Raw genomic sequence first — 22,525 nt, forward strand, 5'->3', positions numbered from 1 at the left:
GAATCAGTGATCGGCTTGCCCTGGAATTGGCGATCGATTATCTCTGGAATACGCATTCAGCGGAGGGAGTGCTCCAATTTATATGCACCAGGGTAAGGCCCCTCCTGTGGAATCCGGAGCAGCCTGCGGAATTCATGGCAGGAGCATCGGGCGCAGGCCGGCCTATCCTTTTCTCCATCATCAGAACCAGGAAGCAGCCCAGCTCCAGGTGCCTTTCGCGGCATTTGCCACCGACGACGCTGCTGCCGCGACGTTCTCTTTTGCCTTGTCGATATTCTCTGACACGGCCTTTTTGACGCTTTGTGCCTTCTCGAGCACCGCATCCTTGATTTCCGAGGCTTTCTGCATTCCCGAATCGATAAGCTGCCCTGTCTTTTCCTTTATCTGGGCTGCTTTCTCACTTACCTTATCTGCGACATTACCGGCGAATTCTTTCGTGGCCCTGACCCCGGTCTTGATACCATCCGCTGCGGTATTACAGGCTTGTCTGCCGAAATCCGCGATTGCCTCCCGGTTCTCATAGACAAGAGCGCCGGTATATGCTGCCGCACCTCCTGCAACAAGAAATGGATTGCCGGTGCACGCTCCGGCAATCATCGCCGCACCCGCTCCTGCTTTGATGCCGCCTACCACACCCTTCTCAAGATTTTTCTCCTTGATGCCCTGGTAAATATCTCCGGCGCCATCGGCCAGGGCAACCACTCCTCCTCCCACACCGGCCACTGTGGAGAGACCGACTCCCGCCACTGACGTCGCAGAGGTATAGGCAGAAGCGGTTGTAGCGGCGCCACTCACCGTTGCACCGGTTCCTCCCACTATATCAAGGGAGCCTTCCACGATATTCCCATTACTCAGCTTATCTACTCCCTGTGCTATACCCAGGGATCCTGCAACCACAGCTGCCGGTCCCAGCCCTTTATTGAGGTTTCGCATGGCACTTCCAAACTTACCTGCCTCTGCACCTTCCTTGAGAGCATTTCCGGCATCTGCTGCAGCTTCAGTGGTGCTCCCCCCATTTCCCGCGAGAGCCTGCTTTGCAGCATCATAGCTCTTCTTCCCGAATTCCACTGTTTTCTTCGCATTGGCCGACGTTTTTACTGCTTCCTGAAAAGAATCTATCTTTCCATTGATATCATCCCTGCTCCAGGGTGCCGCCTCCCTGTCATCCTGCTTTTCCCCGGAATTTATGGCTCCGCCGCCATTTTCATTCTCACTGGCTGCCCCCTTTTGATTATTGCGGGATGGGTCTTTGCTATGGGAGCTGTAAGCTTTCTTCCCCTCTGACTTCGAGGTCCTGTCAGGATCATCGGGGGATTCCCGGGGGTCATCTTTTTCTGTACTTTGAGTGTTCAAGTCTGACGGAGGCTTCTTATTTCCATTATGCTGTTGTACTGCACCCTGCCAGGCCGACGCGAAGTCTGAGAGCTTCGCATCCTTGGAAGGCTCCCTGCCGCTTTTTGCATCTTCTGCCTCTCTGCCGGGGGAATATTTTGATTCATTTTGAGGCAGAGTCAGGGTCGGTTCCTGCTTCTGCGAGGTCTTGGAAGCCTTTTGGCTTTCGGAGATCTTTCCGGTCTCTGCCGGACTGATTTGAGCAGGAGTGGACCGGTCTCTGCTTCCTCTTATCTCCTGAACGCTGTCATCAGAATCTGCCATGGTGCCAACCCCCTCTGAAAAGAGCCTTCTTCTCCACTTTAATTATATCTGCTTCAGGCTCAAAAGTTATGAACATTATGCTGCAAAAGGAGAATTATATTACAAAAGAGTGAGAATTTTGTTAACATTATATGACATAAGTGAGCATTGCACTGTGATGGCGTGAGGTATGCTCCTGAGCATAAATAGACTGTTTTATTCAATTTCAGAAGATTCCGGAGGTTTTACTCCCACACCTTCGAGAGGGGGATCACGAGGCCGGGGAAGAGCCCGGGGTGAAAGTCTTCGTCTGCTGATGCTTTCCTGACAAGCCTGAATGAGCCTTTTTCGTTGTGGTACTCTTCAATGGTCTTTTCCTTGTGATCCACTATCCAGTACCACTCTACGCCGCGCTTCCCGTAGATCTGCATTTTGCTCACCCTGTCGTACTTTGCGGTACCGGGAGAAAGGATCTCCACAATGAGATCGGGGGCTCCTTCTATGCCTCTTTCAGAGATAAGGGAGGCTCTCTGCTGAGCGACAAAGAGTATGTCCGGCACCACCACCGAAATGTCGCTGAGCAGCACGTCTACAGGAGCATGATACAAGGACCCGACAGGGTGCTCCCTCAAGTATGATATGATGATAAATTCAAGATTCTGAGAGACTTTCTGGTGGACAGTCGTGGGCGAAGGCGTCATGACAAGCTCTCCTTCCAGGATTTCATAGCGGTTCCTGTCGTTGGGGAGCGTGAGATAGTCCTCGTAGGTGAGCACAATTCTGTCGTGCTTTACGGAGTCTGCCATATAGTCCACCTTCCCTTCATTGTACTACAGAAGCTTCGATAAGGTCAATGTTTTTGATGCGTGAGAGGTGATTCACTTTCCCCTGAGTGCTCTTATGGCACAGGAACATGAGAGAAGTGAAGAAGCTTATCCTGCTTCACGATTCCGGTTCTCTATTTTATCACTATTTCAAGCTCTTTCCCGAGCGCCCTGCTTATGCGCTTCAGGTTTTTCACCGTGGCATTGAACTTCCCGGGGTTTTCGAACCTCTGGTATGTTTGATACTTAATCCCGATGGCATCGGCTATTTCCTTCTGAGAGAGCCCTTTATCAATCCTTATTTTGCGAATCATTATGGGAATCTCTATTTCTGGCTCAGGGGCTACATAATAGATGCCATTCCCTTTGATATCAGAGGGATCGGGTATTTTAAGCTCCCTGCTGTAAACTGATTCAAGCCATCCCGTGAGGGCCTCCTTCGCCATAGCCTTTGCTTCCTCCAATGTGTCGCCTTCCGTGTGGCATCCTGGAAGATCGGGAAATTCAACGATAAAGCCGCCTTCCTCTGCGGGAATGAAACGGGCAGGATACCTCAGCATTTAATCGACCTCCTTCAGCCTTTTAAGAAGCGCCTTCTCCATGCCCTTTTTAAGTTCTCTGCTTCCGTGAACAGGGATCGATTCCGTGTGCTCACCCTTCCTCATGATATGGTGGCTTCCTTTGATCCTGTCAAGCTCCCATCTATTTTCTTCAAACAGTTTTTTCATCTGCTTGCCGGTCATGAGAAAGTGCTCCCTCTTCAATGATACAGTATTTATGCTGTATTGTCAATAATTTCTTTCAGGTATCAGCGCGGGCTCGAAACGGCAGAAACGCTGTCTCACCTTCAGTAATTCAAGTATAGAGGGTTACTGTTGCAGCGGGATGTCCCCCGTGTTAAATAAGGGCGCATTATTGTAAATAATTTGATCAAACAAGTGCATGGATTTCTATCATTCAGTGCAGGTAAGATTCTAGTGCCTCCCCTCCCACACCTTCGAGAGGGGAATCACAAGCCCGTGGAAAAGCTTGGGGGAAAACTCACTGTCACCTGAAGCTTTCTCGATGAGCACGAAAGAGCCATTTTCATTATGAAACTCTTCCAGGGTCTTCTCCCGGGGGTCCGCTATCCAGTACCACTCCACGCCGAACCTGGCATAGAGCTGCATCTTGCCCACCCTGTCGTACCTGGCAGTGCTCTCTGAGAGTATCTCTATCAGGAGATCAGGGGCGCCTTCTATGCCGCGCTTTGAGACCGAGCCGCAGGTCAATGAGTTCCGGCTTCGAGGAGTAAGGCACATCCTTCTGCGGGGTTGCCGATCCTGACGACAGTTTACATACTTGTTACAACTCCGCGCCCATTGTCTCTTTTTTTACAGGCTCTTCTGCGGTATAATGAGAAAAAGTAATGACGGCGCTCCCCTCAGGCGTCGTTGTGGAGAGCAGGAGGACACGATGCCGATTCAGAGTATTCCCCCGGTGGCGCGGCCTGTATTTGAAAAAGCGCGCCTGTCGTCGGAATCGTCCCCGTCCTTTTCAGTGCAGGACTCTGTGGAGCTCTCACAGGCGTCAAGCTCTGACAGTTGCGGCCTCATCCCGCCAAGGGCGCGCTTCGCGGGGGGACCTGCAGTCCGCTCGTCTCTTCAATCCCCGGAGGCGCCGGAAAAGAAAAGTGTCACTGTCGAGATTAATGAATGGCTCGTCGGAGAGGATAACACCTCCTATATAATCGAAACGGCCGGCTGCGGGGCGATCAAGATCTTTGTCGATTGCGGAGAATCGAGTTACTTCATAATATTTCACAGTTTCGGCACTCAGGATTCCAAGGATGCCGCAGCACAGATAGGCGATTTTATCCTCGGCAGCAAAAAAAGGCCCGAATCGGTGAAAATACTCGATATTCAGCCCTATGCGATCAGCGGTGATGTGAAGGACACAGTGGCCGTGATCCATGAAATGCTTTCGGCACAGGGCAGCATAAAAATTGACGGGCGCACGGTCTGCCTGAACAATATCGATGGCGAGAAGCACTCGAATTTCGTCCGCCTGGATCTTGAGGGAACAGAAAGGGAGATTCTCGATCGGTATGATCACCTTATCCTGAAAAGCCGGACCATGAGTGACGATGAGCGCGCAATGAAAATCCGGCTCTTTCAGACCCTCCCCCTCAGCGTCAGAACGCCAGAATTCCTGAGGAAATGGGCCCCGCTCTCCCTGGAAGAAGCACGGCGGCTCGTCGATGGCCTTCAGAGCAGGAAGGAAAAGAAATCCCCGGGGAGTCTCGGGGACAAGCTGAAAAGCGTCCTTGCAAAGGCCCGCAAAAGCCTGCATTTACACTCCGGAGCATGAGTGACGGGGGAAGCCGACGCTCCTCCCGTGCTGATTCAGATACTCTCTCCGTTAGGTTGTTTTGGTGATTGCCGCGACGAAAACGTTGGCCAGGCAGTGCCAGAAGCACGTATTGCTGCCGACGCCGTTACAGTCTCCCGCGTAAATCCTGTTAATCATCTCGTTCATCTCCCTTCCCTCATTGAGAGAGATGAGCGTGCCTCACGCATTGGTTTCATCCTCTGCAAGGCAACAAGAGGCCGCCCTGACCGCAAGAATCAGCACAAGGAAAGGGGAGAGGAGCAACAGTATCTATGCCGCGAGGGAGAGAAGCAAAAAGATCAGATTGACAGTCCCCATACCCTTATTATAAGGGCTGACCGGAGAAGAGTCTGTGACTTTTTCACAGCAAGAAAACCGCCGGAGAACTCTCCGGACGTCTCTGTCCCTTCTCCGTGGAGAATTGAAATCGCCTGCAGGAACCCTTGGTGCAGGTTTCTGCAGGGAAAGCGGTCACGCGGAGAACCGTCAGGGCTCCGGCATTATGCGCTCAGTTGTGACAGCCATTCCCCGGCTCTCACTATTTGAATATCATTTATTTCTCTGTCATAGTGGAGATTGTGCACCAACTGCACTGAATGAATTGAGGGATATCTCTCTTTGAAATATTTCAGAAATCGCCCCGGTGAACCCTCAGAGAGCTTCACTTCAATGAAACAAGATGCAACACCGTTCTCGGCCAGTGCGAAATCGACTTCCTTTCCATCCCTGGTGCGAATATAATGGAGAGCTGTTTCCGTGCCTTTTGCATCTTGGAGATACTGCACATGTTTAAGCAGGCACACAGCCACTGTATTTTCAAGGCGTACGCCCTCATCTCCGTCAACATAGCCGCTGTCAAAAAAATATATTTTCGGTTCCTTCAGGAGTGAACGTGCGATATTGCGGTGCAGGGGCCTGATGATGAAAATAATATTCAGGCTTTCCAGAACATCGATATATTTCCGGACCGTATTCGGTGCCAGCTGGAGATCTTCTGCCAGTGAGGAATAAGATACCGGGGAACCGACACGCCTTCTGAGCATTTCAAGCATGAGGCGGATTGAGCGGATTTCATTTATACGGCTGAAATCCATTATATCTTCCCGCACAATATCTGTGTAATATTGCTTTCGCCAGCGTCCGGCGTGATCGTCGGATGCCGAAAGAAATGGTTCGGGAAAGCCTCCCAGCCTGTTCAATGCAGAGACGATCTCATAAGGCGCCATGCTGCCCGACAGTTCCTTTACCGAAAGAGGGTTGAGATGGTAGAGAAAGTATCTGCCAGCGAGTGAATCGCCGGTTTGTCTGAAAGTATCCAATCTGGCGCTTCCTGTGACAAGAAATTTCTGTATGTCTCTTCTTGTGTCAAAAGTGCCCTTCAGGTAGTTTTTCCAGTCCTTCAGCTTGTGAATCTCGTCGAGGACTATCAGTTCCGTGTTTAATGGCCATTCACGGTTTCTAATGGCTCTCGCATCATCGATATCATCATTGTTCAGATATATTGACCTGTTGAAGTTCTTTTCAATATCTCTGGCAAGAAAGGTCTTTCCCACCTGACGGGGACCTGTCACAAAGACCATTTTCCTGGTTAAATCTTTGAGTATGGCTTCATAGAGGTATCTTTTCATATCTGTAATTATTGCACGATTTTGCAAAATAGTCAAGACATTTTTGCAATACAATAAACATTTGCCTGAACCATCTGCCAGATGGGTGAATCATCCATATGAGTATTCGTATGGTCTGCGAGTCAGGACTGCTTGAAAAATCAGGGACAGACCGGAAGATCTGTCCCTGACGCTTCTGCGATGGTTACCATTTTGTAAATATGAGAGTCTGTCCCCGATTATGCGGCAAAGCCGCCCAGGGAGACCTGGCCGAAGGACCCCGAAGCCTTGCTTGCGGCGACTACCGAGCGGGAGAAGAGGTTGAAGGCTCTCCTGATCTCCTCCTGGCTGTTGCCCGCGGTGAGGATCCAGCGGTCCTCGATGCCCATGCTTTTGAAGACCTTTCTGAAGTCGGTGCTGCCGTCATCGACTCCGAGAGCGGCTATGATGTGGTTCTCCGTGACAAGCATGTCCTTCACGAGGGATTTCACCGTCTTTTCCGTGGCCCTTGTGGAGTGCGCATCGGCGCCGTCGGTAAGGATGAGCGTGACGGTTCTTGCGGGGATGCCGTTGTCGATGAAGGACTGGGCTTTAGCGATGACGGTGCCGAGGACCACGACGGCCTGGTCATAAAGGGGCGTGCCCAGCGAGGGATCGTAATTCTTGTTGTTCATTCTTTTTGCCTTTTCCACGGGGCAGTAGGGGTAGAGCACATAGCCGTTCAGGTAGCGCGTGTGGACCAGGATGCTGTCCCTGGTCTGGGTCCTCTCGAGGGCCTCGAGGGTCATGTTGTGCCCGTCCCTTATGAGCTGGGCATTCTGGCTGAATCTGATGGAGCCTGAGTCATCGACGAGCATGGTGACAAGCACGATCTCGCTTGCCGGCACCTGCGTGAGGGTGACGCCCATGGCGGCGGCAATCTGCTCCCCGATGTCCACCACGTCAAGGGCCTGTGACGAAGCCTGCGAGAGCCGTCCCTCATTTTTTGCGTTCTGAAAGAGATCGTTGATATTCACTGATTCACTCATTGTAAGCCTCCTTTCCCTGCTTTCTCATCATTATTTTAAATGCCATCATTTTTTCCAAAGGCGGATCCGGGCTTCTAGGCTGCAGCGGGAAGTGAGATGCCGGGCCACGCGGCAATGTCCTCGGTGGAGCGCACAATATTCATCCCGGCGTCACGGAAGCGGCGGAAGGCCGCGTCGGCCTCGTCCGAGAAATCCACGATGCCGGGCACCACCACCGGCGAGGTGCAGTCCTCAAGCAGGTAGACCTTGCGGGCGAGTTTTTCATCCTGGAGGACCAGCTCGCCCAGGAGGTCGTCAATGGTCCAGGCGACGCAGTGGCTTTTTGCCTGCCCCGCGATGATTACGGCGTCGAATTCCAGGAGCTTCTTGATGAACCTGGCGTTTTTCTGGGCAACGGAGCTCCCGTCGGCGCCGTCAAGCACTTCGGGGCGGAGCACCGAGTAGTTTTCCGTGAGAGGGTTTCCTCCCTTGATCTCGAAGCCCGTCTGGCTTCCCCGGGCCACGGCATGGAAAAACAAGGCTTCCTCAAGCGATGCCACGAGGCAATGGCCGATCCCCCCGAGCATTGCGTGATAGGGCCATATCATGAGCTGGTATTTTCCCCCCTCGCTGAGCTTCCTCGCATAATGGAGGAGATGCCTCTGGAGGGCCAGGTAGTTGCCTTTCGCCACGCTGTGGGCGATGGCGGGATTCACCTTCCACAGGCCTTTTTCAATGTCCTCAACTGATATGGCCGTCATAGGCGCGGGATTTTTCCCTTCATCGTTGACGAGGAAGAAAGGGTGAAAAATCTGCATGGCCGTGTGAGTGTCGAGTGTCGGCGCGATTTCGGTGATGAAAGGGAGGTTGCGGTAAATGAACTCGCAGAGCCTTACGTTGTCGTCAACAGCGCCGCTGCCTGAGCGCCCGCCCACGAAGAGCTCAAAACCAGGAATGCAGAAGGTGTTCTGGGCATCAATGACCATGAGGCAGATGCGGAACCTGTCTTTTGCCGCCGGGTCCACATGGTGCCTCCGGGCCCACTCGAGTGCCTCGGTAAAGCGCTGCTGGTAAGGGACTCTCCATACTTCGCCTACCTTGTTCCTGTCAAAGTGCGAGGGGAGTGGTAACACGCTCTTTCTCATTTTATTTGCTCCTTTCATTTTCTATGAGGAATGACTCCTCGCGGTAAACCCGGATTTTCATCAATCCTTTACTATCGGGACCTTCCCCCTTTCTGAGGCGCTTTCTCCTACCTGATCCTTATGAATGACACAGAGTGCCTGCTCACCACGAAGATGCCTCCCTTGCCAGAAAAGAGCGATGACTCATCATCAAGGGCGCCCTCGGTGTCGGGGAATTCCCTGGTCATTGCAATGCCGCCGTGGCGGGGCTCGCACCTGACAATGCCATCGTCGGTGGGAGAGAGCAGGAAAGAGCCATACGCGCATTTCCCGTATATGCCGGAGAGCCAGGAGCCGTCACCGCTCTCTGCCTCTGCAAGTGCCTCAATGTCGCCGTTTCGTAAGATTACGGCGCAGCTGTTCACGGTTTTTCCGCCTTCCTGCCTTGCCACAATGAACCAGCAGCGCTCGTCGGTGAAATAGCACCTTGCGTCGATGATTTTCCCTCTCAGGAAGGGTATTTTCACCCTGTCATTGATGCCGGGCTTCTCGGTGTCAAAAACGAAGGCCACCGACAAGGTGCCGGCCCTGTAGAAGCCGAAGCCGAAGGAGGGCCCTGCCCAGAAGTCGGTGCCGCCCTCAAGGACATCGCCGAGGTACTGGTGGCCTTCCTCCCTTTTCCTCAGAAGCTGTCCATGGGAGCACCAGAAGAGAGATTTCCCGTTGGTGGCAAATGTGGGCCCCCACTGGCCCACGTCTGCCACGATCTGCTCAGGTTTTTTCCCCTGGGCAAGCAGAATCACCCTGTTTCCCTGCCCTATGACGGTAGTCTCCCTGCAGAGGCCGAAGCGCATCGTCGGCGCCACTGTTCCCTCCGTGACTCCCTTCCCCTCTTCTCTGACGAACCGGCCGGCCTCGTGGCAGAGCCACAGGAGGCGGCCGTCGAAAGACACTGCAGCGAGCAGCTCGCCCCTGGTGGAGAAAAGGCGGGTGACTGTCACGTCGCCGCGGACTGTCACTGCAGGCTGTGAAGCTGCGCCTGGAGAGTGCATGCACTGCGGGCATGCTGTCCTTGCGTGCTCCATTCCGCAGGAAGGGCATTGTTTCCATTCCAGGGCTCTGAGGAGCCCCAGCGGGAACTCGCCGCGGCGGTCAAAGAGAAAGACCTGCTGGAAGTATTGTACCACCTCGTCGGGAAGGGCCGAGTAGTGGATGGAGGACCTGGGATAGCGCACTTCAGGGTCGAAGACGGTGATCCGCTTGAGAGGCCGGGCATCCTGGGAGAGGCGCATTGAAGGATCGGCAGGGGTATAGACGCCCCCGTAAGGATCGACAAGAAGCAGTGACTGGAAGAGAAGGACCGAATAGGCATACCAGTCCGATGATACCGTGAAGGGCTTCACGGGGAATAGCGATGATTTCAGAGGGTCGCAAATAAGGGGATCGACAAACCTTGAGGTGAAAACCGTGCAGGGGAAGGGCCCGTACTGAAAGCTGTCAGCGTCGATAATAAAGGCCTTGTCACCTTTCACGAGAACGTTCAGATCGTTGAAGTCCCCTATGATTATCCCGGCCCGGTGGATTGCCGCCACTGCGCGATGGAGTCCCGTGAAGATTTCAATGAGAGAGCGCCGGTCTGTCCCCGGGGGAAGCGATGCCCGTGAGGAGAATCTTTTGAGGGGCAGGGCGTCATTGATAAGCTTCATGGTGTAACCGAAAATAAATCCTGTTAAGGGGTCACTTACAAGGTCACCGGGGGACACGACAGACTCGGGGAGTCCCTGGGGAAAAGAGGGGAGCTTCTGCTGGTGGAGAAGAAGCCTCATTCTTGCTGCTTCCTGTTCCATCGGCAGACCGTCGTAGTCGGGATGGGAAGGATCCTTGAAGAGCTTGAGGGCCAGGCCCGAGCCGATATCATACACATCGGCCTCACCGCCTTTCCCGATGCACTTCATGCCGTTCAGGGCTACCTGGTGACCGTTGACAAGGACGTTCATGTCTTGCCACCTCTTTATGCTCCAATAATGAGCATTTTTTATTTTACTTCAGATTAGTAAGTGTCTTCTATACACATACTAGCATAAAAAATATGAAATGTCAAGGGAAATTATTGAGGCGGCCTGTCTTGAAATACAAGGCAAGGGAGCGGCAGGAGGGAGATTGATCAGGGGGAAACGGCCAGTGGGAGAATCATGGTCTGAGACCGTGGAGCATGAGGACTTCCACGGCGTCCATGTGGCGCTCCTGCAGGGCGAACCTCATAGGGCTCTCTCCGTCAATGGTTTCCAGGGCGGCATCGGCTCCATGAGAGAGAAGAAGGGAGATAATCTCCTTTCTCCCTTTCCAGGCGGCGTTATGAAGGGGAGTCCAGCCCCAGTTGTTGGAGGCATCGGGATCGGCACCGTTCCCGAGGAGGCTCTCGGCGATATGGAAATAGCCTTCATAGCAGGCAGTGTGGAGAGGTGTGTTTCCCTCGCTGTTGTTCAGGTTGATGTCGGCCCTGCTTTTGATGAGCAGATCGACAACCTCGTCTCTCCCGAAATTTGATGCCATGAGAAGGGGTGTGGAGCCAAAATAATCTTTTGCATTCTTGTCTGCACCGGAGGAGATGAGGAGCTCCACCATGGCAGTCTTCCCGATTCTTGCGGCGTGATGGAGGGGAGTGGCGCCGTACTTGTCCTCCCTGGCATTCAGATCAATCCCTTTCCGGATAAAGGCTTTTACCGCGTCCTCATTGCTGTTGTCAACAGCCTTGAAGATGTTCTGATAGCTCTCGGCGGTATCGCGGCTTCCGGAGGGGATGTCGATAAGGATTTTCCCGCAGTAATAGCATCTCAGGGTATCTTCATGGAGCATTTCCCTGCAAAAAGGGCATTCCTTCATTGCCTTTCACCTCCTTTTCGTGGCGTACGTGATATGATAAGAGTTATCCGCAGGAAAGAAATCCCCTTTTACCTGAATAACCCGGGGCATTGAAAGGAGGGGTGACTTCTGGTAATATAAGGAGGGGTCCATCTTTTCCGGGGGATGCCATGAAAGCAAAAAGTCTTTTCCTTTTTTTTACGGCCGTTGCGCTCCTTGCCCTCTCGTGGGGCTGCGGCGGAACAGCCCGCGAGGTGAGCATCGCGGTGATGTTCCGCGTCCAATACAACCCCTATTTCAAGATCATGGAGCAAGGCATAAGGGAGACTGCGCAAAAGCACAAGGCCAAGGTAATCATTCTTGAGACGGAGGAGTACCGCGACCATGAGAAGGAGCTTGTATTCAAGAGGCTCGTGGATTACAAGATCAAGGCCCTCCTTGTGGTCCCCGAGAACCGGGATCGGGCGAAGAAATACCTGATCCCCATTATACTTCAGGCCAACCGCCTCAAGATACCCGTGGTTTTCATCCATGGCCTCATGGAAGATGAGCTTATCAAAGAAAGCGGCGCAAAAGTCGAGACTGTCGTGTCGTGCGACAACAGCAAGGGCGGCGGGCTTGCCGCTGATTATATTGCCAAGAATATCGGCGCCAGGGGCAAGGTGCTGATGCTGGAGGGAGACAGTGCGAGCCTTTCCAGCAAGCTGAGGGGAGGTGGATTCATGGATGCCCTGGCAAAATATCCCGGCATTGAGCTGCTCACCGCTCCCCATGCAAAATGGCAGCGCGACAATGCCTTCCAGGTGACAAGGGACGTGATAAAAAATAATACCGATATCGCGGCGGTTTTTGCCTACAACGATCTCATGATTTTAGGAGCCTCCGACGCGGTGCAGTTCTCAAGGATCAAGAGGCCCGTCATGGTAGGTTTTGATGGCACAGAGGAAGGGATAAAGGCCATCAAGGAAGACAGGATAGATGCCACGGTGGATCAGAGCCCCTATGAGATTGGGCAGATTGGCGTAGAATCAGTGTTGAAAGTGCTCAAAGGTGAGAAGGTCCCCCCCAGGATTTACACCAGGACCGAGCTTATCAGCAGGCAGAGCCTTGATCTCCCCTTCGGCCATTAAGGGGGACCACTTATGCGGGCTCCTCGTTGTGGGCTTTTTCGTAGCGCATCACGTCATCAAAGGAGCATGACTTGTTTCTCCCGTCGCGCTTCGCCTTGTAAAGGGAGAGGTCGGCCCTCCTGATCAGCTCCTGCATGTCGTCGGCATGGTCGGGGAAGGTGGCTATCCCGAGGCTTATGGTTTTTCTGATGAGGATGTCCTTGTAAGTGAATTCATAGTCTTCGATCTTTTTCCTCAGGCGCTCACAGAACACCGAGGCCCCTGCAAGCCCCGTTTCGGGGAGGGCAAAGGAAAACTCCTCGCCGCCGTAGCGTCCTACAAAATCAGAGCTTCTCACGAACTTCTTGAAGATTCTCCCCACATCCATAAGGACCTTGTCACCAGCAGGATGGCCGTAGGTGTCATTGATCTCCTTGAAATGATCAAAATCCACCATGACGAGGGAGAATTTATGGCCGTAGCGCTTGGCTCTCCTGACCTCGTCTTCGAGACGCTGCATGAAATGCCTCCTGATGAGGAGCTTGGTGATGCTGTCGGTGACTGCCAGCTCGTAGAGCCTGGCGTTGTTGATCGCCACGGCAGCCTGGTTGGAAAGGGCCGCCACGATATGCACGTCGTTCTCGTTGAAGGGCTCGTCGTTTTTCTTGTTGGTGATATTGATGACGCCGATGGTTTCATCAAAAACCCTGAGGGGCACGCAGAGTATGTTGGCCACATAGGAGTCCATGGGTGCTATGAAACGGGTGTCTTCCCTGGTGTTATTGATGATGAGGGGCTGCCCGCTCTCGAACACGCGGCCGGCGATGCCGTCGCCGGGCTTGATGCGGACGCATTGTATCTCGCCATGGAGGATCCTTTCCTCGGTGGCGCTGTCAAGACCTCTCACCACTCTCACCACGAGCTCATCGGTGTTTTCGTCATAGAGCATAAGGGAGCCTTTCTGGCTCTGTGCGATATCGATTGCCCTGTCCAGAATCATCTTGAGGAGCTTCGTGAGGTCATCTATGAAGTTGAGGGCCCGCCCCACGTCGTAAAGTATTGAAAGGTTGTGCATCTGCTTGGCAAGCTCGCTGTCCTGCTTTTTACGCTCAATGGCCCTTCCAATCACTTCAGAGGCGACACGGAGGATAGAGACGTCGTCTTCGGTCCACTCGGTGGTGCGCACGGCGCTGTCAAAGCCGATAAAGCCTGCCAGGCTCTGGTTCAGCCTCAGGGGAAGGAGGAGGAGGGATTTAATCCCCTGTTTTTCCAGGGCTTCCCTGTCGCTTTCGCTGGGGAGCTTCGACGCGGTCTTGATATGGACAGGCTCTCCGCGCCTGAGCTTGTCAAGACCTATGACAAAAAAATTGGTGGGGAGGTTCTGCATCTTCTCCTTCTGGGGGGGATTGTCGGGAGCGCACCACTCGTGGGTGTTGCTCACAAGAGCTCCGTCTTCGCTGAACATGAAAATGTAAGCCCTCACTGCATTGCGGAGTACCGCCATCTCCTGGAGAGACTGCTCAATTGCATTGTCGATGTCGCAGTCGCCGAGAAAACGTGCCGAGATCATTGAGACAGTCTTCTCAAACTCCAGGCGCCTTTTTATCATCTCCTCGATGCGGGTTCTCTCGGCGGCGAGGGCACAGAGCTCCTCGTTCTTCTTCCTCAGCTCGTCAAGCTCTTTCCTGAATTGCTCTTCCTGATTTTCACCGGTAATCATAGGCATCATTTTTATCGTCTCTGCTCAACATCCACTTTCCTGGTACGGACCGCGGGTCCCCTCCTTTTATTCAACCAGGTGGCAGACCTTTCCTCCAATGTTATGGAGTGGGGCCAGGCCATGGGATTAAACGGGAGATTTTTCTGTTGCCGATGCAATAAAAGAGCACGGAATTTTTCATCCGTGCTGTGCATGCTGCAGATTGTGCAACGAAGCGCCGGCATTCTACTGCCTCAGGTATGCCGTCACTGGGATAGTTGCGCGAACGAGGGGGCCAAACCCCGCTTTTTTCCACCTTGCCGGTGAGAGCGAGAGCCTTTCTATGGTGACGAGCCTTTCCTGCTTTCCGAAATGCTTGAGGAACTCAAGCAGAGACTCCCAGGTGCCTGTAAGCTGCACCTGAAAAGAGCATGCGGGGTACTCTGCGAGAAAGGCCTCTTTGCTCTCCCTTTGGGCGCCTGGAATCATTGTGCCTTCTGATACCCGGGAAACAAGGAGATGACGGGCCCCGGTGATTCCCCTGAGGCGCGCAGCCTCTCTTTCAACGGCGGCGATATGGGAAGGGATGAGCTCAGCTTCCCTTTCCGGAGTAAGATCTTCCAGCAGAAGAATACGGAGCTCCCTTTTCCGGCTCTCTACCATAAGCTGCATATCTGCAAGCTCACCTGCGCAGTCCTTTATCCTTGCAAGCTGCTTCAGCCTGTCGCTCTTTGCGGCTTCAAGCTGGCTGCATTCCGAGGACTTTTCCCTTATGAGGCTGCTCTGAAAGCATGCGCAGCAGATTGCCAGGACTGTAAGCAGAGCGGTTATGGCTTTTACCGGCGCCTTCATAAGATTCAGCTCCTCTTCCCGGCATTTGTCAAGAAGCCTGTGGGGCCTTTCTTGGGATTGATGCCGGTGGGGCCTTTTGTGAGATTATGCCCTGCGGGACTTTTCGTGAGATTGAGGCCTGCGGGGCTTTTCATGAAATTGAGGCCTGTGGGGCCTTTCTCGGGACCTGAGGTTCCTGGTGAAGACTGTTCCGCAGCCTTGGGATCATAGGTGAGATCAATGCCCCATGAGTAACTTACGTAGCTCGTCCCGTTCACGCTTGTGGTTCCCCTGGAAGTGCTCGAGAGGGTCGCACCTCTGAAATACTTGGATTTCTGGACATTTTTCATGAATCCCGAAATGGATTCCAAAGGCCTTATACCCGGCATCTCCGTAGCGGTGCCTGAAAGGGCTACCTTTGCCTGGCCCGGCTCAATGGAGATGCTGCTTACCCACATGTTCGACGGCATCAGTGTCGAGAGCTCGTCAAGCAGGTTACTGTAGCGGATTGGGTCATAGCGGAGACTCTTCACGGTGTTGATCTGCGTCTCAATGTCCTGGTTCTCCTTCTTGAGCTTGTCTATGATGGGAAGCTGGCTCTGAAGGCCCTGGATGTCCTGTTCGACGCGTGTGATCTCCTGGCGCTTCACTTCGATGTCCTTGTCCAGCTTGATGCCGAAATAGTAAAATACTACCACCGAAGCGGCGATGAGCACAATCATGATCGCGATGACGGGATCAAAGCCGAATTTCTTGCGCTCCGTGGGGAGCAGGTCCACTTTAATTGCCATATGGTTCACCTCCTTTTTTTCTGCCGCCCGCTGCTGTCACCAGTGCCCTGCGGCACAGGCACGGTGACCCTTCTTTCTCTTCACCTCCTTTCCTCAGTGGTCCGGGAAGGATTATAAGCTCATCGGGGCTGAGCCTCGTCGCCTGGCATATCCTGGCGATAGTGCGGGCTCCGGGGTCGATGAGCCCGCTTATAATCCTGCTGACGGTTGACTGCTCAATGCCGGACATCCTCGCGAAGCGGTACTGAGTAATTCCTTTTTCATCGAGCCAGTTGAGAAGTTTTTCGCAGTTGAACATTTTATGATTATAATCCTAAATTTGATACTTTAATTATAAATGAATAAAATCATAAAGTCAAGAGTATAATACTTGCATAGATGCATAATTTGTGATATAATTCATACAATCCATAAAGAAGGCGAGGAGAGCCCATGCTGGGATCAAGGCTGAGATTTTCAAGAGAGCGGCTCGGCCACTCAAGGAGAGACCTTTCGGAATTATCGGGAATCGATCAGACCACTATCTACAAGATAGAGACGGAGAAGATCAAAAACCCCAACCTGTCAACTATTGAGCATCTTGCCCAGGCTCTGGATGTTGACGTGTTCTACCTGCTGGGGGCCACCGATGATCCCTCGAAGAAAAAGGCGGGCCATACTTCCATCAAGGTGGAGAAACCCCTCAAGGTGCAGCAGCTCAAGGAGGTGCTCCATGATTTCAAGGAAGTCTCTGCAAGGCTGAAGAAGGCCCGCATAGACCATGCCATGAAGGAAAGGCCCTATTACCCCATTCTGCTGGATGTGCCGCTTGACGGGGGGGAAGTGGACCTGTCCGATATCTCCGAGGAGCATATAAGGGGCCATATCAACATGGTGTACCATGAAAAAGTTGATTATATCTTTGAAGTCAAGGGAAATGCCATGGAGCCTTTTGTGGGGGACGGCGCCCTCGTGATGGTGAGGGCATTTGAGCCTGGAATGGTCAAGGATGATGACGTGGCAGTCTTTCACCTCAAGGAGAAAAAAATCACCACCATAAGGCAGGCCTTTTTTCACCGGGTGCAGCAGAAGCTCAACGTGGGCCTCCGCTCTTTCAATCCCCCCGGGACCGACTGGTATCACTTTGTCCCTGAAATCATCACCTGTGAAGGCAAGGTAATCGGCACGGAGACGGAGAAAAAGGCCATAAAGGCTCTCATTGAGAACCTTGAGCCCCGCAGCCCCCACCATAAATGAGAGGACATATTTTTCATCATGACACATCAACAGCAGCACACGACATCCCAGTCAGGCAGCAGGGCCCCCGTTCCCGCGGCCGGCAGGACCCCCAGAGAGCTGCTCCTCCACGGGGACAGGCGCATTGATGACTATTACTGGCTCAGGGACCGGGAGAATCCCGCGGTGACCGGTTATATCGAGGCGGAAAACCGCTATACCGGGGCGGTGATGGAAGATACGTCGGCCTTGCAGGAATCGCTTTACCGGGAGCTTGTGGGGAGAATCAGGGAGACCGATGTCTCGGCGCCGGTGAAGCGCGGCGGGTATTATTATTATTACCTCACCGAGGAGGGCAAAAGCTACCCTGTCTACTGCAGGAAAAAGGAGTCGCTTCTTGCCGGAGAGGAGGTGCTTCTTGACATGAACAGCCTTGCCGAAGGCCGTTCGTTCTGCGCCCTGGGGGCCTACGAGCCCTCACCGGATCACTCAAAGCTCCTTTATTCCGTGGATTTCAGCGGCAACGAGACCTATACGATCTGCGTGAAAGACCTCGAGAGAGGCGTCCTGCTTCCCGATGAGCTTGAGGCCACGGCGGGAAACTGCCAGTGGGGCGGCGATGGAGGCTCTTTCTATTACACGGTCCATGATGACGCCCACCGCCCCTTCAGGCTTTACCGCCACTTCCTGGGAACACCCCGCGCAGATGATGAGCTTCTTTACGAAGAGGGCGAGAAGGCTTTCAACCTGTTCATATCACGGTCAAGGAGCGGGAGGTTCCTGCTGCTGGATATTGCCGCCAATGACACCTCCGAGACCCGTTACATTGACTTTTTGCAGCCGGGGAAGGCACCGGCCCTGCTTGCCCCGAGAAGAAAGGGCATAGAATACTTTGCGGAGCACTGGGAGGACCGCTTCTTCATCAGGACCAATGACAATGCGAAGAACTTCAGGGTCATGGAGGCGCCCCTTGACGCCCCCCCGGGGGAGCACTGGAAAGAGTTCATAGCCCACAGGGAGGACGTGCTGGTAGAGGACCTTGACGCCTTCAAGGGGCACCTGGTCGTCTATGAGCGAAAAGCAGGCCTCAGGCTTATAAGGATAATCTCTATGGAGAACCATGAGGAGCATTATATTGACTTCCCTGAGCCTGTCTATACCTTCAGGCCTGAAGGGAACAGAGAATACGGGAGCCAGAGCCTTCGGTTCACTTACGAGTCAATGGTCACGCCTGAATCGACGTGCCTTTACGGGATGAATACCCGCGAGCTGCAGGTCTTGAAGCAGAAGGAAGTCAAGGGTTATGACAAGAGCCTTTATGCTTCCGAAAGAATCAACGCCGTCTCCCATGACGGCACCCTGGTGCCCCTGTCGCTTGTTTACCGGAAGGACAGCCGGCGGGAGGGGGGGAATCCTCTGTACCTGCTGGGTTACGGCTCCTATGGCATCTGCCTGGAGCCTGTCTTCTCCCCGAACCGTCTCACCCTTCTGGACAGGGGATTTATCTTCGCCATCGCTCATATCCGCGGCGGTGAGGACCTGGGAAGGCCATGGTATGAAGAGGGTAAGCTCCTCAGGAAAAAAAATACCTTTCTCGATTTTATCGCCTGCGCGGAGCACCTGGTAAAGGAGCGCTACACGGTAAAAGAATCGCTTGTCATCTCAGGCAGGAGTGCCGGAGGGCTTCTTATGGGCGCCGTAATGGCCATGAGACCCGATCTCTGCCATGCCATGGTGACTTATGTCCCCTTTGTGGATGTCCTGACCACCATGCTTGATGAGACTATTCCCCTCACCACGATAGAATATGCCGAGTGGGGAAATCCGAAGGAGAGGGAATATTACGAGTATATGAAATCATACTCGCCCTATGACAATCTGAAGCCGGCAGAGTATCCTCACGTACTTGTGTTTACGGGCCTTCACGATACCAGGGTGATGTACTGGGAGCCCCTCAAGTTCGTGGCAAAGCTGCGCACCCTCAAAGAGGATGACCATCTTCTTCTCATCAAGATTGACTGCACTTCGGGCCATGGGGGCGCCTCGGGGAGATATGACCTGCTCAGGGAGATTGCCTTCGAGTTTGCTTTTCTCTTCAAAGTGATGGCGATTCCCGCCTGAAGGCCCGGAGGATTAAATTCTCTCATAGAGAATTTCATGGAAGGTTTCGGGGGAGTGCCTGCATCTGCTGAGAGGGGGAGGCCATGGGCAAGAGCTCAGATGATACATCACTGTTCTGCATAGCCTGCGGGAAGCCTGTCATGGCTGACGCGCAGTTCTGCGGCGAATGCGGCGCTCCGGTAACGGCCGATACGGAGCATCCCGATGCGCAGCCCTCTCTTTCCTGTGCTGTATGCGGGAAGAAGCTTGAGGGAGATTCCAGGTTCTGTGACGGGTGCGGCACAACAGTCTCGGTGACCGGCCCGCAGGGCAGGGGACCTCGCTGCAGCGCCTGCGGGAAAGAGCTTGAAGGGGATGCACAGTTCTGTGATGGATGCGGAAAAGCCTTGCAGCCTGCCATGCAGCCCCCTGCTCAGCCTGCCATGCAGCCCCCTGCTCAGCCCTCCGTTCTGCCTCCTGCTACCCCTTCCAATGGCGCGGGCTCAAGGGAAAAGGAGGCTGCAAAGCCCCGCCCGGCAGCAGTTCCAGTTTTCATTGCGGCAGGAGTCCTCGCAATTCTATATTTTATTGTGGCGCCTCACATAAAGATATTTAAGCCCCGCCCGTCGCCAGGAGCAGTCAGCTCCTCAGCGGAGCCGTCCCCGTCAGAGTCCTCATGGCCTCTGCCCGATGTGACTGAAACCCCCGGCGACGAGGTGACCGGCACCCCGGGTAACGAGGTGACCGCCACCCCCGGCGGTGACTCCACTGGTGAGCCCCCGCCGCCTGACAGCGCTGACGCGACGGAATACCACCCTGCCATCGATGTGGTCGAAAAGAATTTCAGGGCCATTCAGAACAAGAACTATCAGGAGCTTCTCGAGCTGCGCGCCGCCGCCGTGAAAAGCGGAAAAACCGCCCAGTATTACGAGAATATTTATAAAAACAACATGTCGGTCGATCTGCTGGAAAAGGGCGTGCAGGTACTTGGCGAGAGCGAGGCAAGGGTGAACATCGTGGCACGCTTTACCGACGAGGTGAAGGGCGCCGAGGTCACCGAGGATTACGAGGGATGGTTTCTGCTGGTGAAAGAGGATGGGGAGTGGCGCATCAGTGACAACCACCTGGAGCTGGTAAAAGACAGCGCTCCCTAGCGGATGAACTGGAAAGAGGTTATCACCTCGCGGAGTTTCCCCTTGAATATCTCGTCGCTGTCTTCAAACCCGCTGCGGGGCGAGGCGCCATACATCCCCTTGAGGTAGGCCATATCGCTCTCCTTTTCGCCCAGGAGGACGACCCTCAGCTGTGTCACTTCCGTATCGCTCGCTTTCCTGGCTTTCACTTCGATGGCGGCTTCGCAGCGGCTCAGTATAAGGGGAGCCTGCTGCAAGCGGGTAATACTCACGTTTTTTCTCTCGTCGCGGGAGATCCATTCTTCAAGATATGCAGAAGCGTCTTGCTTTCCTGGAGTCTGCGGGCTGATTTTCACTATCACATAGGCATCGGGATAGCGCGATTTCTTCTGGGGAGGGGGCATGTGTGCAAAGACGCCTACAGTCTGGGAGTCCTCTGCTGATGCCTTCTGGAGGGCGTAAGGATCGACAGTCCATCCCTTGGTGAGGACAAGCTGGTAATTGTGCTGTTCATCGCGGTAAAGTTTTGTCTTGGGGAGCAGTTCATGGGGGACTCCCTCGCCGGGGGTTATGGTGGGCAGGGTTCCATCGTTTACGAAGGCGGGCTTGCTTCGGCCTTCACCGTGAGCCCTTGTGGCTCCCGGCAGCTCAGGCGCATTCCTGGTGGGAATCACCTGGGGCGCATCCGTCGGCAGGATTGCTGCAGGGGGGGGAGGCGCCTCTGTTGACGCGGGAGGAGAAGATTGCACGCGGGCGGTGGGCTGCGGCGGCGAAGGCTCAGGGATACTGGCGGGCTGCGAGGCCTGCAGCAGGGAAGGCTCAGAAGGGGAAGCAGCCGCCAGGGAAGCCGAGGGCACAGGATTTTTGTGAGCCGCGGCCTCCACCTTGGTGGGCTTTGGTGAAGGCTTCCCGCCATGTGTTGAGGAAGGCGTGAGGGTGATAAGGGCTGCAAAAGGCTCTTCCTGAGAAGGTGAGGCTGCCATGGGAGTCATAAGAGATGGCGACGGGCCCAGGCGGGCCGTGCCCGAATCATGCCCGAGAATCCTGTTCACCAGGAAAAATCCCCCAATGACAATAAAAAGGCTTACAAGGGCTGCAGCCGCGACGGGAATGTAATCCTTCCTGCCCTGGGGCGGTGAGGTGCCTGCACCCTCTTCTTCAAGCCTGTTGGTTACCTGTGACCCCCCCTGGGCTCCTGCCCGGGAGGGGCCCTGCGAAGCTCCCTCCTCGAGGTCCCTTGTCTTTTGAGCCTTCGAAGTGTCCGGCGCCGGAGCGGCTTTTCCGTTTCCAAAAGGCTCGATGACGGGGAGAGGCACTTCCCTTGTATTGAGAAGGGCCTGCCTCATCTCCGAGATATTCTGGTACCGCTCCCTGGCGTCGAACTCCAGGGATTTCTTCACCACGCGCTCTATGTTCTCTGAAACCTTCGGGTTGATGGAGCGGACCGGCGCAAATGAAAAAGGCTCATCGCTCTGGCCCTGCCCGTTGGTTATAAGATAGTGGAGCGTGGCGCCCAGGGTGTAGATGTCGGAGCGCTGATCGGTCTGAGCGCCGCCGTAATGCTCGGGTGATGCCGTGAGGGCCGAGCCCAGGGCTTCCGTATCCCTGGACTTTCCCTCTTTATAAATGCGTGCGATGCCGAAATCAATGAGGTGGATCTTCCCTTCCGTGCTCTTCACGAGGTTTCTCGGCTTGAGGTCCCTGTAAATAATGGGAGGATTCTGGCGGTGGAGGTATTCAAAGATATCGCAGATCTGCAGTGCCCAGCCCAGAATCACCTTCTCCTGGATGAAAGTCCCCGGGAAGGGCGATATGAGCTTATCCATGCTCGTTCCCTCGATAAAGTCAAGGACCAGATAGTAAAACCCATCTTCCTCGAATAGATCATAGCATTTTACTATGAAGGGGTGGCTGAGGCGCTCCAGTATGGCTTTTTCCTGCGTGAGAGCGATAACCTTCCGGGAATCGCCCGCCTCTACCTCCTTGAGGAGGAATTTCTGGCCGCGTCGCAAGCCCACATAGACAATGCTCATTCCTCCCGAGTCAAGAAAGCGTGCCACGTCGTAGATTCCCTTAAGGGGTGTCCCTTCGGGGAGCACGAGCAGGGGGAGGCCGTCAGAGCCCTTGGTGCCGTCCGGTGCAGGTACGCGGAATGCCATAGCGATCTCCTGAATGGGTGCTCCCCCTATTATAATAGAATTTATTCAATAATAAAAGC

At 54.1% G+C, this 22,525-nt stretch carries 20 protein-coding genes; 5 read left to right on the forward strand and 15 right to left on the reverse strand.

The window, feature by feature from the left end; genetic code table 11:
- Positions 1-180: 180 nt before the first annotated feature.
- From RDV48_23430 to RDV48_23450, 5 genes are all read right to left on the reverse strand, one after another.
- Complete coding sequence (locus tag RDV48_23430; GenBank protein ID MDQ7825773.1) at positions 181-1,353, reverse strand: hypothetical protein; 1,173 nt, start codon at positions 1,351-1,353, stop codon at positions 181-183.
- 527 nt (positions 1,354-1,880) lie between these two features.
- The gene (locus tag RDV48_23435; GenBank protein ID MDQ7825774.1) at positions 1,881-2,441 is read right to left on the reverse strand and encodes a Uma2 family endonuclease; all 561 of its coding nucleotides are present in this window, start codon (positions 2,439-2,441) and stop codon (positions 1,881-1,883) included.
- 152 nt (positions 2,442-2,593) lie between these two features.
- Complete coding sequence (locus RDV48_23440) at positions 2,594-3,019, reverse strand: type II toxin-antitoxin system HicB family antitoxin (protein ID MDQ7825775.1); 426 nt, start codon at positions 3,017-3,019, stop codon at positions 2,594-2,596.
- A complete protein-coding gene (locus RDV48_23445; protein ID MDQ7825776.1) occupies positions 3,020-3,202 on the reverse strand; it encodes a type II toxin-antitoxin system HicA family toxin in 183 nt (60 codons plus the stop codon). It abuts the gene before it with no gap.
- Positions 3,203-3,433: 231 nt separating this feature from the next.
- On the reverse strand, positions 3,434-3,730 hold the full coding sequence (locus tag RDV48_23450; GenBank protein ID MDQ7825777.1) for a Uma2 family endonuclease: 297 nt from the start codon (positions 3,728-3,730) through the stop codon (positions 3,434-3,436).
- A 184-nt stretch (positions 3,731-3,914) separates the two neighbouring features.
- Here RDV48_23450 and RDV48_23455 point away from each other — a divergent pair, with 184 nt between their 5' ends.
- On the forward strand, positions 3,915-4,808 hold the full coding sequence (locus RDV48_23455; protein MDQ7825778.1) for a hypothetical protein: 894 nt from the start codon (positions 3,915-3,917) through the stop codon (positions 4,806-4,808).
- Between the two features lie 521 nt (positions 4,809-5,329).
- Here the strand turns inward: RDV48_23455 and RDV48_23460 are convergent.
- The 5 genes from RDV48_23460 to RDV48_23480 form a co-directional block, all read right to left on the reverse strand.
- A complete protein-coding gene (locus RDV48_23460) occupies positions 5,330-6,457 on the reverse strand; it encodes an ATP-binding protein (protein MDQ7825779.1) in 1,128 nt (375 codons plus the stop codon).
- A gap of 218 nt (positions 6,458-6,675) precedes the next feature.
- On the reverse strand, positions 6,676-7,464 hold the full coding sequence (locus RDV48_23465; GenBank protein MDQ7825780.1) for a hypothetical protein: 789 nt from the start codon (positions 7,462-7,464) through the stop codon (positions 6,676-6,678).
- Positions 7,465-7,538: 74 nt separating this feature from the next.
- On the reverse strand, positions 7,539-8,588 hold the full coding sequence (locus RDV48_23470; protein MDQ7825781.1) for an isochorismatase: 1,050 nt from the start codon (positions 8,586-8,588) through the stop codon (positions 7,539-7,541).
- A 107-nt stretch (positions 8,589-8,695) separates the two neighbouring features.
- Positions 8,696-10,564 carry a hypothetical protein gene (locus RDV48_23475; GenBank protein MDQ7825782.1) on the reverse strand — a complete coding sequence of 623 codons (1,869 nt, stop codon included), beginning with the start codon at positions 10,562-10,564 and terminating at the stop codon, positions 8,696-8,698.
- Positions 10,565-10,757: 193 nt separating this feature from the next.
- Positions 10,758-11,450 (reverse strand): ankyrin repeat domain-containing protein, encoded by a 693-nt coding sequence (locus tag RDV48_23480; protein MDQ7825783.1) that lies wholly within the window; start codon positions 11,448-11,450, stop codon positions 10,758-10,760.
- A 149-nt stretch (positions 11,451-11,599) separates the two neighbouring features.
- Between RDV48_23480 and RDV48_23485 the strand changes: the two genes are divergently transcribed.
- Complete coding sequence (locus tag RDV48_23485; protein MDQ7825784.1) at positions 11,600-12,559, forward strand: sugar ABC transporter substrate-binding protein; 960 nt, start codon at positions 11,600-11,602, stop codon at positions 12,557-12,559.
- A gap of 10 nt (positions 12,560-12,569) precedes the next feature.
- Here the strand turns inward: RDV48_23485 and RDV48_23490 are convergent, their stop codons facing one another.
- The 4 genes from RDV48_23490 to RDV48_23505 all read right to left on the reverse strand — a co-directional run bounded on the left by RDV48_23490 (position 12,570) and on the right by RDV48_23505 (position 16,157).
- The gene (locus tag RDV48_23490) at positions 12,570-14,267 is read right to left on the reverse strand and encodes a diguanylate cyclase (protein MDQ7825785.1); all 1,698 of its coding nucleotides are present in this window, start codon (positions 14,265-14,267) and stop codon (positions 12,570-12,572) included.
- Between the two features lie 216 nt (positions 14,268-14,483).
- Positions 14,484-15,089: a hypothetical protein gene (locus RDV48_23495; GenBank protein MDQ7825786.1), complete on the reverse strand. Its 606-nt coding sequence runs from the start codon at positions 15,087-15,089 to the stop codon at positions 14,484-14,486.
- 5 nt (positions 15,090-15,094) lie between these two features.
- Positions 15,095-15,859 carry a PilN domain-containing protein gene (locus RDV48_23500; protein MDQ7825787.1) on the reverse strand — a complete coding sequence of 255 codons (765 nt, stop codon included), beginning with the start codon at positions 15,857-15,859 and terminating at the stop codon, positions 15,095-15,097.
- Positions 15,849-16,157 carry a helix-turn-helix transcriptional regulator gene (locus RDV48_23505; protein MDQ7825788.1) on the reverse strand — a complete coding sequence of 103 codons (309 nt, stop codon included), beginning with the start codon at positions 16,155-16,157 and terminating at the stop codon, positions 15,849-15,851. The genes RDV48_23500 and RDV48_23505 overlap by 11 nt, the downstream gene beginning before the upstream one ends.
- A gap of 134 nt (positions 16,158-16,291) precedes the next feature.
- Between RDV48_23505 and RDV48_23510 the strand changes: the two genes are divergently transcribed.
- The 3 genes from RDV48_23510 to RDV48_23520 all read left to right on the forward strand — a co-directional run bounded on the left by RDV48_23510 (position 16,292) and on the right by RDV48_23520 (position 20,328).
- Positions 16,292-17,095 (forward strand): helix-turn-helix domain-containing protein, encoded by an 804-nt coding sequence (locus RDV48_23510; GenBank protein MDQ7825789.1) that lies wholly within the window; start codon positions 16,292-16,294, stop codon positions 17,093-17,095.
- 18 nt (positions 17,096-17,113) lie between these two features.
- A complete protein-coding gene (locus RDV48_23515; protein MDQ7825790.1) occupies positions 17,114-19,195 on the forward strand; it encodes a S9 family peptidase in 2,082 nt (693 codons plus the stop codon).
- 83 nt (positions 19,196-19,278) lie between these two features.
- Positions 19,279-20,328, forward strand: coding sequence for a zinc ribbon domain-containing protein (locus tag RDV48_23520; GenBank protein ID MDQ7825791.1), 1,050 nt, complete (start codon positions 19,279-19,281; stop codon positions 20,326-20,328).
- Here RDV48_23520 and RDV48_23525 read toward each other — a convergent pair.
- Entirely contained in the window at positions 20,325-22,466 is a 2,142-nt protein-coding gene (locus tag RDV48_23525) for a protein kinase (protein ID MDQ7825792.1), read from the reverse strand. The genes RDV48_23520 and RDV48_23525 overlap by 4 nt on opposite strands.
- Positions 22,467-22,525 lie beyond the last annotated feature (59 nt).

It is taken from the genome of Candidatus Eremiobacterota bacterium (assembly GCA_031082125.1).
Taxonomy (GTDB): domain Bacteria; phylum Vulcanimicrobiota; class CADAWZ01; order CADAWZ01; family Ess09-12; genus Ess09-12.